The sequence below is a fragment of the Streptomyces sp. NPDC029216 genome, assembly GCF_040648015.1.
GTDB lineage: Bacteria > Actinomycetota > Actinomycetes > Streptomycetales > Streptomycetaceae > Streptomyces.
The window spans coordinates 1-13,391 of the sequence record NZ_JBEZWL010000185.1 but is presented as its reverse complement, the minus strand read 5'-3'; the positions used below and the strand labels follow the sequence as shown (position 1 = coordinate 13,391).

Below are 13,391 nucleotides of genomic sequence, written 5' to 3'. Positions count from 1 at the left end.
GGCCGGGTGCGGGGGCGCGGGCCCTGCTGAGCTTCTCCACGCCCCGCGACCCGGCGCTGCTGGCGGCGTTCATCCGGCTGCGGGTGCTCAACCCGGAGCACACGCGGTGGCGGCGGGGGGCGGAGGCGGCCCGGATCTACGCGGCGGAGGCCGGGGACCTGAAGGTGCCGTTCGCCTACCGGGTGCCGGCGGGCAGCGAGGAGTGGCCGGCGGCCCTGGCGGGGTTCCCGCTCGGCCAGTGGATCGCGGACGCGCGGCGCACGTACCGGCGGGGCGCGCTGGGCCGGGAGCGGACGCGGGAGCTGGAGGAACTCGGCATGGTGTGGAGCCATTTCGACGTGGCCTTCGAGGAGGGTCTCGCGGCGGCCCGCGCCTGGGCGGCGGAGCACGGGCACCTGCTGCCCCCGGTGGACGCCACCTGGCACGGGGTGCCGGTCGGGGTGTGGGTGAAGAACAACCGGGCCGCCGCCCGCCGGGAGGGGCCGGGCGCGCTGCCCCCGGAGCGCCGGGAGGCCCTGGAGGAGATCGACCCGGCGTGGTGCCCGGCCTGGGACATCGGCTGGCAGCGGGGCTTCCAGCTGACCCGGGCCCATCTGGACGCGGGCGGCGGCATCCCGTCCGGCCCGGGCCAGGTGGTGGTCCAGGGCGAGGACCTGGGGCTGTGGGTGCGGACCCAGCGGCTGGGCTGGGATCGGCTCGCGTGGGCGCAGCGGTGGCTGCTGGAGCACGCGCTGGGGCTGGCCCCGGCGCGGGAGGAGGAGCGGCCGCCGCCGCGGCGCAGCCATGCCGACGCGTGGGCCGGTCATCTGGAGGCGGCCCGGCAGTTCCACGCCCGGGAGGGGCACCTGCGGGTGCCGCGCACCCATGTGGAGCGGGTCGGAGGACGGGAGCTGCGGCTCGGTTCGTGGATCGCCAACCAGCGCTCCCGGGCGCCGAAGCTGGCCCCGGAGCGGGTGGCCGCGCTGACGGCCCTGGGGATGCGCTGGTCGGCTTCTTCGGGCTGACGGAGCGGGCCGCCCGTCAGTGGTGGAAGCCCGCCCGGCTCGGGGTGGCGGGGGTGAGCTGCGGTACGGCGCGCAGGTGGGCCACGGCCCGGCGGACGTCCTCGACGAGCAGGGCGATCTGGTCGCGGGTGACCCCGTGCCGGATCAGGACCCGCTGGACGACGGTCTCCTCGCGGTCCGCCGGGAGCGGGTACGAGGGGACCTGCCAGCCGCGCATCCGCAGCCGGTCGGAGAGGTCGTAGAGGCTGAACCCGGCTCCTCCCGGGTCGGTGAGGGTGTAGGAGACGGCGGGCAGCGCGCCGCGGCCGTCGTAGAGCAGGGTGAAGGGGCCGAGGCCCTCGATCTCGCGGGCCAGGTACTGCGCGGTGTCGGCACAGGCCTGCTGGACGCGGCGGTACCCGGCGCGGCCCAGGCGCAGGAAGAGGTAGTACTGGGCGATGACCTCGCCGCCGGGGCGGGAGAAGTTGAGGGCGAAGGTGGGCATGTCGCCGCCGAGGTAGTCCACGTCGAAGACGAGTTCGGCGGGCAGCAGGTCGGCGGTGCGCCACACGATCCAGCCGACGCCCAGCGGCGCGAGCCCGTACTTGTGGCCGGAGGTGTTGACGGAGGCCACGCGCGGCAGCCGGAAGTCCCAGACCACGTCGGGGTGGAGGAAGGGCGCGACGAAGCCGCCGCTGGCCGCGTCGACGTGGACGGGGACGTCCCAGCCGTGCTCCTCCTGGATCCGGTCGAGGGCTGCGGCGAGCTCGGCGACGGGTTCGTAGTCGCAGGTGTAGGTGACGCCGAGGATGGCGACGACGCCGATGGTGTTCTCGTCGACGTGGGCGGCGAGCTGATGGGGGCGCAGGCCCGTGGCGCCAGGTTCGAGGGGGACCTGGCGCAGTTCGACGTCGAAGTAGCGGGCGAACTTCTCCCAGCAGATCTGGACCGGGCCGCAGACCAGGTTGGGGCGGTCGGCGGGCTTGCCCTCGGCCGTGCGGCGGGCCCGCCAGCGCCATTTGAGGGCGAGGCCGCCGAGCATGGCGGCCTCGCTGGAGCCGGTGGTGGAGCAGCCGGTGCCGGTGGTGCCGGCCGGGGCGTTCCAGAGGTCGGCCAGGATGTTGACGCAGCGGGCCTCGATCTCGGCGGTCTGCGGGTACTCGTCCTTGTCGATCATGTTCTTGTCGAGGCACTCGTTCATCAGCCGGTGCACGCCGTCGTCCGACCAGGTGGTGCAGAAGGTGGCCAGGTTCTGGGCGGCGTTGCCGTCGAGGAGGAGCTCGTTGTGGAGGAGCGAGTAGACCACCTCGGAGGAGGAGTGGTCTTCGGGCATCCGGTACTTCGGGAGGACCTGGCCGCTCAGGGCGGACGTGAAGACGTCCGTGGCGGCGTCCTCGGGGCGGGTGTCCTTCGTCTGATGGAGAGCCATATCCGGACTATAAATGCCGGAAAGGTGCATATCGGACTTCAAGGACCCTTGAGGACTGATCGGGAATGGCGGATTCCGGCACCGCTTCCGGCCGACTCCGGAGAGTGACCCTGTCCACATCCGTCCTGTCGCGGCGAAAGAATTACCGTCCAGTACTATTTTCCCCGCAGATCTTCCCGTCCGGGCCAACGGAGCAGGGCCGGACGGGAAGATCATTTAATTGGTTCTACATAGAACTTATCCGCCGATGTCCGGATTCCGGCCAACTGCCGTGCGGGCACTGGTAGTTCTTCGGCCATGAACAAGATCACCCGCCGGCAGGCCCTGGGCACCACTGCCGGCGCTCTCACCGTCCTCGGCATCGCGGGCGCCACCGCGCACGCCGCCGCCACCGACTCGCGCGCCGCAGCCGCCACCCCGGCCGGCACCGTCGACGAGGTGTACATGGGCCGTCGCATCCAGATATCCCCCGCCTCGGGCGGCGGGCACCACGGCGGCCACCACGGCGGGGCCGGCACGCCCACCGTGCGCATAGACGGCCGTGAACTGCACGTCATGCAGAACGCCGACGGCACCTGGATCAGCGTGGTCAACCACTACGAGACCTTCGCCGACCCCACCTCGCTGGCCCGCGCCGCCGTGCGCGAGCTCCAGGGCTCCCAGCTGGCCCCGATGCAGATGGGCGGCATGTGATGACCGTCCGCAAGAACCAGGCCACGCTGACCACGGAGGAGAAGCGCGCCTTCACCAACGCGCTGCTCGAACTGAAGCGGACCGGCCGCTACGACCGCTTCGTCACCACCCACAACGGGTTCATCACGGGCGACACCGACTCGGGCGACCGCGTCGGCCACCGCTCCCCCTCCTTCCTCCCCTGGCACCGCCGCTTTCTGCTGGAGTTCGAAGCGGCTCTTCAGGCGGTGGACAAGAGCGTGTCGATCCCTTACTGGGACTGGACCGCCGACCGCACGGCCCGCTCCTCCCTCTGGGCCGCGGACTTCCTCGGCGGAACCGGCCGGGCCCGCGACGGACAGGTGATGGACGGACCGTTCGCGTACGCGACGGGCAAGTGGGAGATCTCCGTCCGTGTGGACGGCCGCGCCTACCTGCGCCGCGCGCTCGGTGAGGGCGTGGCCCAGCTGCCGACGCGCGCCGAGGTGGACGCGGTGCTCGCGATGCCGGTCTACGACACGGCCCCGTGGAACAGCTCCTCGAACGGCTTCCGCAACAACCTGGAGGGCTGGCGCGGCGCCAACCTGCACAACCGGGTGCACGTGTGGGTCGGCGGCCAGATGGGCACCGGCGTCTCCCCGAACGACCCGGTGTTCTGGATGCACCACGCGTTCGTGGACAAGCTGTGGTCCGACTGGCAGGCGAAGCACCCCGACTCGCCGTACCTGCCGGCCGCCGGCACCCCGAACGTCGTCGACCTGCACGACACCATGCGCCCGTGGAACGACGTGACCCCGGCCGACATGCTCGACCACCGCAAGTTCTACGCCTTCGACACCGAGCCCGCCTCCGCCGCCCGCCAGCGGTAGTGCAGCTCGGGGCGGCCGACCTGGCCGTACCGGGGGGCACGGTCCGCGCGGCCGGTGTCCACCAGGTGCTCCAGGTACCGGCGGGCGGTGATCCGCGAGATCCCGGCCGCCCCGGCCGCCCCCGCGGCGGTGAGCCCCTCGGGCGCCGCCCGCAACAGCGCCGCGACCCGGTCCAGGGTCGGGGCGCTGAGCCCTTTGGGCAGCTGCGCCGCGGCGGGCGCGCGCAGGGCGGCGAGCGCCCGGTCGACGTCGTCCTGGCCCACGGCCTCCCCCGCCGCCGCGCGGAACTCCGCGTAGCGCAGCAGCCGTTCGCGCAGGGTGGGAAAGGCGAAGGGCTTCAGTACGTACTGGACGACGCCCAGTGACACGCTCTCGCGGACGACGGCCAGGTCCCGCGCCGAGGTCACCGCGATGACGTCGGCCGGATGCCCGGAGGCCCGCAGCCCGCGCGCGAAGCGCAGCCCGTTGCCGTCGGGCAGGGTGAGGTCGAGCAGCAGCAGGTCGATCCGCGTCCGCTCCAGCACCCGGGTGGCCTCCGCGAGGGTGTGGACGGCCGCGACGGCCGTGAAGCCGGGGACCCGGCCGACGTAGAGCGCGTGCGCGTCGGCCGCGACGGGGTCGTCCTCGACGACGAGGACCCGCACGGGCGCGCTCATACGGAACCACCCCCGGCCCGCGGCAGGCGGGCCGTGAACGCCGCCCCGCCCCCGGGGGCGTCCCCGGCCTCCACCGAGCCTCCGTGCCGGTGGGCCACCTGGCGGACCAGGGCCAGGCCCAGACCCCGCCCCTCCCCCTTGCCGGACCAGCCGCGCCGGAAGACGTCCACCCCCTCCGGCAGCCCGGGCCCGTTGTCCGCGACCCGCAGCAGCAGCCCGCAGGCGTCCCGGCGCACGGTGACGGCGATCCGCCCGCCCGGCACCCCGGTGAGGGCGTCGAGGGCGTTGTCGACGAGGTTGCCGAGGACGGTCACGAGGTCCCGGGCGGGCGGCAGTCCCGGCCCGGCGTCGATCGCGCCGCTGTCCGGGGTGACGTGCAGCTCGATGCCGCGCTCATGGGCCTGGGCGGCCTTGCCGAGCAGCAGGGCGACCAGCACCGGCTCGCCGACGGAGGTGACGACCTCGTCGGTCAGGGCCTGGGCCAGCTCCAGTTCGGCGGTCGCGAACTCCACTGCCTCCTCGCTGCGGCCCAGTTCGATGAGGGAGACCACGGTGTGCAGCCGGTTGGCCGCCTCGTGGGCCTGGGAGCGCAGGGCCTGGGTGAAGCCGCGCTCGTGGTCCAGTTCCCCGGTGAGGGCCTGCAGTTCGGTGTGGTCCCGCAGGGTGACCACGGTTCCGCGACGGCCGCCGCCCGCCACCGGCGAGCTGTTGACCACGAGCACCCGCTCCGCGGTGAGGTGCACCTCGTCGACCCGGGGCCGGTCCGCGAGCAGCGCCCCGGTGAGCGGGGCGGGCAGCCCCAGGGCGTCGACGCCGGTGCCGGTGACCTCCCCGGACAGGCCCAGGAGTTCGCGGCCCGCGTCGTTGATCAGGGTGATCCTGCGGTGGCCGTCCAGCATCAGCAGCCCCTCCCGGACCCCGTGCAGGGCCGCCTGGTGGTAGTCGTACATCCGGCTCAGCTCGCCGGCGTTCATGCCGTGGGTGTGGCGGCGCAGCCGGGCGTTGACCACGTACGTCCCCGCACCTCCCAGGGCCAGTGCCCCGGCCGCCACCCAGGCGAGGGCGGTCAGCTGCTGCGCGAGCCGGGCGCTGATGGCCCGGACCGTGATCCCGGCGCTGACCAGGCCCACGACGCTACCGTCCTCGCCGGTGAGCGGGGTGACCACGCGGATGGACGGGCCGAGGGTGCCGGTGTAGGTCTCGCTGAAGGTCTCGCCGCCGAGCGCCCGGGCGGTGTTGCCGAGGAAGCGCTCGCCGATGCGCTGCGGGTCGGGGTGGGTCCAGCGCCGCCCGTCGGGGGCCATGATCGTCACGAAGTCCACCCCCGAGTCCGCGCGCACCCGCTCGGCGTACGGCTGGAGCGCCGCCGAGGGGTCCGCCCCCGCGCGCGCCCCGGCCCGTACGGCCTCGCGCACGGACGGCGAGTCGGCGACGGCCCGGGCCACCGCCCCGGCCTGGCGCCGGGCGGCGTCCTCGGCCTGGCCGCGGGCCGTCGCGTACGCGAAGACCGCGCAGCCGGCGACGACGAGGGCGACCAGCAGCACCTGCATGGCGAAGAGCTGGCCGGCGAGGCTGCGGGGCGGCCGAGGCAAGCGGAACATGGCGCTCAGTGTGCACCGGGCCGTGAACTCAATGAACGCAAGGGTGACCGGGGTCACAGGGTGGGCGATGGTCTCCCGGAACGCATTCACCACCGGGAGCGAACGTGGCCGCCAGACGCGACAGAACGCACTACCTCTACATCGCGGTGATCGCCGCGGTGCTGCTCGGCATCGCCGTCGGCTTCGCCGCGCCCGGCACAGCGGTCGAGCTGAAGCCGCTGGGCACCGGCTTCGTCAACCTGATCAAGATGATGATCTCGCCGGTGATCTTCTGCACGATCGTGCTGGGGATCGGCTCGGTCCGCAAGGCCGCGAAGGTCGGTGCCGTCGGGGGTCTGGCCCTCGGCTACTTCATGGTCATGTCCACGGTCGCCCTGGCGATCGGGCTCGTCGTCGGGAACCTGCTGGAGCCGGGCAGCGGGCTGCACCTGACGGAGGCGGCCCGGCACGCGGGCGAGGCGCAGGCCAAGGCGGGCGGGGCGCAGAGCACGCCGGAGTTCCTGCTCGGGATCATCCCGACCACGCTGGTGTCGGCCTTCACCGGGGGCCAGGTGCTCCAGACGCTGCTGGTGGCGCTGCTGTGCGGGTTCGCGCTCCAGGCCATGGGCCCGGCGGGCGAACCGGTGCTGCGCGGGATCGGGTACGTGCAGAAGCTGGTCTTCCGGGTACTGGCGATGATCATGTGGGCGGCGCCGGTGGGTGCGTTCGGGGCGATCGCGGCGGTCGTCGGGGCGACCGGGATCGACGCGCTCAAGTCCCTGGCCGTGATCATGATCGGCTTCTACACCACCTGCCTGCTGTTCGTCATCGTGGTGCTGGGCACGCTGCTGCGGGTGTGCACGGGCGTCAGCATCTTCGCGCTGCTGCGCTACCTGGGGCGGGAGTTCCTGCTGATCCTGTCGACCTCCTCCTCGGAGTCGGCGCTGCCGCGGCTGATCGCGAAGATGGAACACCTGGGCGTGTCCCGGCCGGTCACCGGGATCACCGTGCCGACGGGCTACTCCTTCAACCTCGACGGCACGGCCATCTACCTGACGATGTCCTCGCTCTTCGTCGCGGAGGCCATGGGCAAGCCCCTGGCGCTCGGGGAGCAGATCTCGCTGCTGCTCTTCATGATCGTGGCGTCCAAGGGCGCGGCCGGGGTCACCGGCGCCGGACTGGCCACCCTGGCCGGGGGACTCCAGTCGCACCGGCCCGAACTGGTCGACGGCGTGGGCCTGATCGTGGGCATCGACCGCTTCATGAGCGAGGCGCGGGCGCTGACGAACTTCGCGGGCAACGCGGTGGCCACGGTCCTCATCGGGACGTGGACCAAGGAGTTCGACCGCGAGCGGGCCGCCGAAGTCCTCGCGGGACGGCTGCCGTTCGACGAGTCCACGCTGGTGGACGAGGACCACGCCGCCGCCCCCGCCGATCCCACGGCCCCCCTGCCCGGCCCCCCGGCGGGCCCCAAGGACGGTGTGCCGGTGTAACCGGTACACCCCGGGAACCGGCCGGGCAGGGCTCTCCCCCACGGTGCCCAGCCCGGCCGGCATCCGGCCCGGCGCCGCGCCTCCTCACGGCGCCGGGCCGGCCCCGGACCCGCACGCCCCGACCGCCCCGGCGGCGGCGCAAGTCCGGCGAACGGCGCGGAACACCCACACCAGCGACCGGGCATCGGGTTTCGGCCATCGCGTCTCAAGCCGCGCGCGGCAAAAGGTACTTCCCTCCGGGCCCGCGCGTCTGACATCTTGCGTCCACCACTCGTTTCGTACGACCCGGTAGGTGCCACCAGCACCTGGCGGGTCACGGAGGACGCATTGATACCCCACATATCCAGCCGACCTCGACGTGCCCTCGTGGTGGCGGCCGCCCTCGGCGCCGCCCTCACCCTCGGAGCTCCCGCCGCACTCGCCGGCACCGCTCCCGTCGGCCCCTTGGGCTCCACCGTCCCGGTGGCGCCCAAGGCCCCCAAGGCCTCGGCCCCGGCTTCTTCCCAGAGTGCGACCTGGGTTGCCGGCACCCGTGCCTACCTCGTGATCACCGCCCCCGGCGACAGCTCGGCGGTGCGGTCGGCCATCACCGCCAACGGCGGCACGGTCTTCTCGAACTTCGACCAGATCGGCGTCATCGTCGCCCACTCCTCCTCGGCCTCCTTCGCCGCCACGATGCGCGGCGTCAGCGGGGTCCAGCAGGTCGGCGCGACTCGTACCTCGGACGTTCCCGCCGACGCCTACAACCCGGCGCTGCCCGCCAACCCGGCCCAGGCCAGCACCCCGACGGGCGAGCCCGCGCGGGCCGACATGACGCAGATCAAGGCCGACCAGGCCTGGGCCGTCAACCCCGGCTCCGCGTCCGTCAAGGTCGGCATCCTCGACACCGGTGTGGACGACCAGCACCAGGACCTGGCGCCGAACTTCAACGCCGCGGACTCCGTCTCCTGCGCCTACGGCAAGCCCGACACCCGCGCCGGCGCGTGGCGTGACGTCGACACGCACGGCACCCACGTCGCGGGCACCGTCGCCGCCGCCAAGAACGGCAAGGGCGTCGTCGGTGTGGCCCCGGGCGTGAAGATCTCCGCCGTCCGCGTCGCCGAGCCGGGCAACGCGTTCTTCTTCGCCGAGAACACCATCTGCGGGTTCGTGTGGGCCGGTGACCACGGCTTCAAGGTCACCAACAACAGCTACTACACCGACCCGTGGCAGTTCAACTGCCCGGACAACATCGACCAGGCCGCCATCATCGAGGGCGTCAAGCGCGCCCAGGAGTACGCCGAGGGCAAGGGCTCGCTCCAGGTCGCCGCGGCGGGCAACGAGAACTACGACCTCGCCCACAAGACGACCGACACCGCGAGCCCCAACGACTCGACGCCGGTCACCCGCACCATCACCAACGCCTGCATGGACATCCCGACCGAGCTCCCGGGCGTGGTCACGGTCGCGGCGAACGGCACGGGCACCACCAAGGCCTCGTTCTCCAACTTCGGCCAGGGCGTCATCGACGTCGCGGCCCCCGGCCAGGACGTCTACTCCACCCTGCCGGGCGGCAAGTACGGCACCAAGAGCGGCACCTCGATGGCCACCCCGCACGTCGTGGGCGTCGCCGCGCTGCTGGCCAGTGCCAACCCGGGCATCACCCCGGCGCAGATGCGCGACAAGCTGGCCACCCAGGCCAACGACATCGCCTGCCCGTCGGACAGCCGCTGCACCGGCACCACGGCCAACAACGCCTTCTTCGGCGAGGGCCAGGTCGACGCCCTGAAGGCGGTCGGCGCCACCCCGCCCGCGGGCAAGTACTTCGAGAACACCGCGGACTTCGCGATCGGCGACAACACCACGGTGGAGAGCCCGATCACGGTCAGCGGCGTCACGGGCAACGCCCCGGCCACCCTCAAGGTCGGCGTGAACATCGTCCACACCTACATCGGTGACCTGAAGGTCGACCTGATCGCCCCCGACGGCACCGTCTACACGGTCCACAACCGGGCCGGCGGCAGCGCCGACAACATCAACCAGACCTACACCGTCGACGCCTCCTCCGAGGTCGCCAACGGCACCTGGAAGCTGCGGGTCAACGACAACGCCGGCGGCGACATCGGCAAGATCGACTCCTGGAACCTGACCTTCTAGTCGGGACCGGCCGAAGGGGCCGTCGGGGAGACCTCTCCCCGGCGGCCCCTTCGCGCTACCGGGTCCGCAGGACGCAGTCCCCGCACAACCCGCCGCCCGGCACCTTGTAGTAGAGGCAGCAGCTGCGCCGTACGAAGGCGACCCCGAGGCCCTCCTCGTGGATGAAGTCGCCGGTGCCCGCCAGGGGCCCGCCCTCGGCCAGCAGGGCGCCCGCCAGCTCCACGGCGGTCTCCCCCGGCACCCGGTCGAGCAGCACCCGCAGGGCCCCGACGAGCCCGGAGGCGGTGTTGCCGCGCAGCACCCGCGGCGAGACCCCGTACGCCTGCCGCAGTGCGGCGTCCAGCACGGCGAGGTTCCCCAGCACGGTGTCCCCCAGGGCCCCGGCGGGCAGGACGGCGGCCGGGGCGGGGAGCCACAGCCGGAGCGGGCCGCCGTCCGGCAGGTGCCACCACACCCGGTCGGGGGCCAGGTCCGGCACGCGCCCGCCCAGGGCCGCGCAGCCGAGCCCCAGCGACCACAGCCGCGATACGATCCCGAACTGCGCGGTCGAGGCCGCCACCCGGTCCGGCCCGGTGCCGATCCGCCGGCCCACCTCGGCGACGTACGGGCCGAGCCGCTCCCCGTACAGCTCCGTCAGCGGCCGGAAGCCCGGCCCGGGCGGCTCCTCGCCGTACGGGACGGTGAAGAAGGGGCCGACCGCGGCCAGCTCGCCCAGTACGTCGTCCAAGTCCATCCCGGCATGATCGCAGGGACCCAACCCGCCCCCGCGCGCCGGGAGGGGGTCAGCAGAGCCCGGGCGAGGCCGCCCCGGCCCGCCCCCGCCCGCCCTCGCCCCCGGCCCGCGCCCGGGCCCGGCGGGCCGCCGGGCCCATGGCGTACGAGGCCGCCAGCAGCAGGCCGCCCAGCAGCAGCCAGCCGGGAATCCCCCACATCAGGAGCAGCGCCGTCAGCAGCAGCGGGCCCAGGGTGCGGGCCACCGGCACGCCGGTGCCGAAGAAGCCCTGGTACTGCCCGATCCGCTCGGCCGGGGCCAGTGAGAAGCCGATCTGCCAGGACCCGGCCGACTGCCGCATCTCGGCGTCGGCCTGGAGCGCGGCGCCGGCCACGAGCAGGCCGGCCGCCGCCCCTCCCGAGGAGGGCAGCGCCGAGGCGGCGAACACGGCGCAGGAGAGGGCCATGACCAGCCCCGAGATCCGCAGGGCCCGTGCGGCGCTGTCCAGGTCGGTGACCGGGCGGGCCAGGCGCACCTGGAACAGCATCACGGCGAGGGTGTTGAGCACGAACAGCGCCGACACCAGCCATCCCGGGGCCTGGGTGCGCTCGGCGATCCACAGCGGGATCCCCAGGCTCAGCAGCGGCATCCGCAGCAGCAGGACCGCGTTCAACAGCGTGACCAGGGCGTACGGACGGTCGCGCAGCACCGCCAGCCGCGGCTCCCCCGCCGCGCGGCCGGGCGCGGGCGCCACCGCGGGCAGCCCGCGCAGTACGGCGGCGCAGACCAGGAAGCTCGCCGCGTCCAGGGCGAACACCACGAGGTAGGCCCGCTCGGTCCCGGCGCCGAGGGCCAGCCCGCCCAGGGCCGCGCCCAGCGCCAGCCCGGCGTTGAGCGTGGACTGGAGGTGGGCCAGCACGCCCGTGCGCTCCCCCGGGGCCACGAGGCCGGCGAGCAGGGCCTGCCGGGCGGCCGCGAGCCCGCACTGGGAGACGGCGTAGAGGACCACGGCGCACAGGAACGCCCCGAAGGAGCGGATGAACAGGAAGGAGGCCACCGAGGCGGCGGTGGCCAGCGCCAGCAGCACCGAGGTGCCGCGCGGGCCCCGCCGGTCGGCGAGGGCGCCCAGCGGTACGCCGGCGACCGAGCCGACCGCCCAGGCGAGGGTCAGGCCGAGGCCGATCTGGGCGGGCGAGAGGCCCACCACGCGGGTGAAGTAGAGCGCGGAGCACACGTAGTAGGCGCCGTCGCCGACGGAGTTGCTCAGCTGGGCGGCGGCCAGGCGGCGGGGCGCGCCGGGCCCGGGCAGGAACCGTATCGTCACCGGTCCATTGGATCAGCGCGGCGGCCCGCGGGGATGGGCCGATCGGCGGTCTGTCAGATGGGCCACTTCACGGCCTCCGGAGCCCCGTCGGCCGGCCGCCGCACGCGCGGACCGGTGGCGCGCTTCATGGCACCGACCCGGGCGGAGGCCTCCGGCTGGCCGGTGACGTCGGAGGGCGCCAGCATCGTGTCAATGAGCCCTGCCGCATACGGACCCGTCCCCTCCGTCAGGAGCCGCTCGGCGGTCCTCCTGCGGAACGCCGCGCCCTCGGCGGTCTCCGGGGCCGGGGAGGTGTCGGAGAGGACGAGGGCCCGTACCAGACCCGGGTGGCGCAACCCTGGCCCCGTCGCGATCCGCCCGCCCTTGGAGACTCCTCCGACGACCGTCCGTTCGATACCCGGGCCACGGAGGGGCTCCGCCGGGTCACCGGCGGAGGCCGCGCGCGGGCTCTCTTCCTCCGTCGCCGGATTCTCCCCGCATCCTCGCAGGTCAGGGGCGATTCCCCGGTGGCCGGCCGCGGTCGGCGCCGCCGTCTGCGGGACCTGCACCGAGCGGTGGGACGGGCGTCCGTGGATCAGGATCACGGGCTCGCCGGGCGTCGGACCAAAGTCATCGAAAACACACTTTGCGCCATTGCCAAATAGGGGGTTCATGAGAGGACCCTGAGGGGCTACATTGAGCCACTCGCGTTCACCTGACAGCCCGTTGCCTTTCACTCGCGTTTTGCGCGGGGGGTGACGTCAGGGACGCAGACTGTGCAACCACCCCACCGCCCAGAAGGACCGAAGGCTCCGTGCCCGTACCCGTACTCCTCGCCGGCCGCTCCGTGCGGCTCGAGCCCCTCGCCCCCCACCACACCGAGGCCCTGGCCGAGGCCGGGGCCGAGGATCGTACGACTTACGCCTTCACTCCCGTGCCGCACGGGTTGCAGGCGTCCCACGAGTACATCGACCGCGCCCTTGCCGATCAGGCAGCGGGTCGATCCCTTGCGTTCGCCGTGGTCAGAGCCTCTGACGGGCGGGTCGTCGGGTCGACCCGGTTCCTGGAACTCGACTACTGGCAGGGGCCGCTCGTATGGCCCGCCGTGCCCGGCGTCCCCTTCGGGGATCCGGCGACGGCCATCCCGGACGCGGCCGAGATCGGGAACACCTGGCTGTCCCCGGCCGCCCAGGGCACCGGCATCAACACCGAGGCCAAGCTGCTCATGCTGCGCCATGCCTTCGAGACCTGGGGCGTGCGCCGCATCTCGCTGCGGGCCGACGCCCGCAACGGGCGCTCGCGGGCCGCGATGGAACGTCTCGGCTTCACCTGCGAGGGGGTCCGCCGGGCCCATTCGCGGGGGCTGGACGGTGCGGTGCGCAGCACGGCCTTCTACTCGATCCTCGACGAGGAGTGGCCCACCGTCCGCTCGATCATCGAGCTGCGGATGTCGGCGGCGGCGCCCCGCAGGCGCCGGCGCAAGACGCTGATCCCGGCGTAACGGTCCTGCGGGCTCTCCTCCGCCCGGAGTAACGGTCCTGCGGCGCCCGGCGCCGCA

At 73.5% G+C, this 13,391-nt stretch carries 12 protein-coding genes; 6 read left to right on the top strand and 6 right to left on the bottom strand.

Annotation, left to right across the window (positions count from 1 at the left end):
* The coding region (locus tag AB0F18_RS35495) for a helicase associated domain-containing protein (protein ID WP_362068443.1) at positions 1-1,004 on the top strand (1,004 nt) is incomplete at its 5' end.
* 16 nt (positions 1,005-1,020) lie between these two features.
* Here the strand turns inward: AB0F18_RS35495 and AB0F18_RS35490 are convergent.
* The gene (locus tag AB0F18_RS35490) at positions 1,021-2,412 is read right to left on the bottom strand and encodes a glutamate decarboxylase (RefSeq protein ID WP_362068440.1); all 1,392 of its coding nucleotides are present in this window, start codon (positions 2,410-2,412) and stop codon (positions 1,021-1,023) included.
* Between the two features lie 297 nt (positions 2,413-2,709).
* On the opposite strand from AB0F18_RS35490, the gene AB0F18_RS35485 reads away from it, so the two are divergent.
* Both AB0F18_RS35485 and AB0F18_RS35480 read left to right on the top strand, forming a co-directional pair.
* Complete coding sequence (locus tag AB0F18_RS35485; RefSeq protein WP_362068437.1) at positions 2,710-3,105, top strand: tyrosinase family oxidase copper chaperone; 396 nt, start codon at positions 2,710-2,712, stop codon at positions 3,103-3,105.
* On the top strand, positions 3,105-3,953 hold the full coding sequence (locus AB0F18_RS35480) for a tyrosinase family protein (protein ID WP_362068434.1): 849 nt from the start codon (positions 3,105-3,107) through the stop codon (positions 3,951-3,953). The genes AB0F18_RS35485 and AB0F18_RS35480 overlap by 1 nt, the downstream gene beginning before the upstream one ends.
* Here AB0F18_RS35480 and AB0F18_RS35475 read toward each other — a convergent pair.
* Both AB0F18_RS35475 and AB0F18_RS35470 read right to left on the bottom strand, forming a co-directional pair.
* On the bottom strand, positions 3,908-4,609 hold the full coding sequence (locus AB0F18_RS35475) for a response regulator (protein ID WP_362068431.1): 702 nt from the start codon (positions 4,607-4,609) through the stop codon (positions 3,908-3,910). The two genes, AB0F18_RS35480 and AB0F18_RS35475, sit on opposite strands and share 46 nt — an antisense overlap.
* Positions 4,606-6,159: a sensor histidine kinase gene (locus AB0F18_RS35470; RefSeq protein ID WP_362068449.1), complete on the bottom strand. Its 1,554-nt coding sequence runs from the start codon at positions 6,157-6,159 to the stop codon at positions 4,606-4,608. Before AB0F18_RS35470 ends, AB0F18_RS35475 begins: the two co-directional genes overlap by 4 nt.
* Positions 6,160-6,314: 155 nt before the next feature.
* Between AB0F18_RS35470 and AB0F18_RS35465 the strand changes: the two genes are divergently transcribed.
* Together AB0F18_RS35465 and AB0F18_RS35460 are read left to right on the top strand one after the other, a co-directional pair.
* The gene (locus tag AB0F18_RS35465) at positions 6,315-7,682 is read left to right on the top strand and encodes a cation:dicarboxylase symporter family transporter (protein ID WP_362068428.1); all 1,368 of its coding nucleotides are present in this window, start codon (positions 6,315-6,317) and stop codon (positions 7,680-7,682) included.
* A gap of 366 nt (positions 7,683-8,048) precedes the next feature.
* Positions 8,049-9,818, top strand: a complete 1,770-nt coding sequence (locus AB0F18_RS35460; RefSeq protein ID WP_362068446.1) for a S8 family serine peptidase — start codon at positions 8,049-8,051, stop codon at positions 9,816-9,818.
* Positions 9,819-9,873: 55 nt separating this feature from the next.
* Here AB0F18_RS35460 and AB0F18_RS35455 read toward each other — a convergent pair whose 3' ends face one another.
* From AB0F18_RS35455 to AB0F18_RS35445, 3 genes are read right to left on the bottom strand one after another with little or no spacing between them, the layout of a single operon-like run.
* Positions 9,874-10,551 carry a (2Fe-2S)-binding protein gene (locus AB0F18_RS35455; protein WP_362068425.1) on the bottom strand — a complete coding sequence of 226 codons (678 nt, stop codon included), beginning with the start codon at positions 10,549-10,551 and terminating at the stop codon, positions 9,874-9,876.
* Between the two features lie 49 nt (positions 10,552-10,600).
* Positions 10,601-11,854: an MFS transporter gene (locus AB0F18_RS35450; protein WP_362068422.1), complete on the bottom strand. Its 1,254-nt coding sequence runs from the start codon at positions 11,852-11,854 to the stop codon at positions 10,601-10,603.
* Between the two features lie 53 nt (positions 11,855-11,907).
* A complete protein-coding gene (locus AB0F18_RS35445) occupies positions 11,908-12,507 on the bottom strand; it encodes an alpha/beta hydrolase (RefSeq protein ID WP_362068419.1) in 600 nt (199 codons plus the stop codon).
* A 140-nt stretch (positions 12,508-12,647) separates the two neighbouring features.
* On the opposite strand from AB0F18_RS35445, the gene AB0F18_RS35440 reads away from it, so the two are divergent.
* Entirely contained in the window at positions 12,648-13,334 is a 687-nt protein-coding gene (locus AB0F18_RS35440; RefSeq protein ID WP_344157841.1) for a GNAT family protein, read from the top strand.
* Positions 13,335-13,391: the final 57 nt, after the last annotated feature.

Excerpts from the sequence above, each read along its gene's own strand:
- AB0F18_RS35490 (WP_362068440.1), bottom strand. The coding sequence starts at position 2,412 with ATGGCTCTCCATCAGACGAAGGACACCCGCCCCGAGGACGCCGCCACG.
- AB0F18_RS35485 (WP_362068437.1), top strand. The coding sequence starts at position 2,710 with ATGAACAAGATCACCCGCCGGCAGGCCCTGGGCACCACTGCCGGCGCT.
- AB0F18_RS35480 (WP_362068434.1), top strand. The coding sequence starts at position 3,105 with ATGACCGTCCGCAAGAACCAGGCCACGCTGACCACGGAGGAGAAGCGC.
- AB0F18_RS35475 (WP_362068431.1), bottom strand. The coding sequence starts at position 4,609 with ATGAGCGCGCCCGTGCGGGTCCTCGTCGTCGAGGACGACCCCGTCGCG.
- AB0F18_RS35470 (WP_362068449.1), bottom strand. The coding sequence starts at position 6,159 with ATGCAGGTGCTGCTGGTCGCCCTCGTCGTCGCCGGCTGCGCGGTCTTC.
- AB0F18_RS35455 (WP_362068425.1), bottom strand. The coding sequence starts at position 10,551 with ATGGACTTGGACGACGTACTGGGCGAGCTGGCCGCGGTCGGCCCCTTC.
- AB0F18_RS35445 (WP_362068419.1), bottom strand. The coding sequence starts at position 12,507 with ATGAACCCCCTATTTGGCAATGGCGCAAAGTGTGTTTTCGATGACTTT.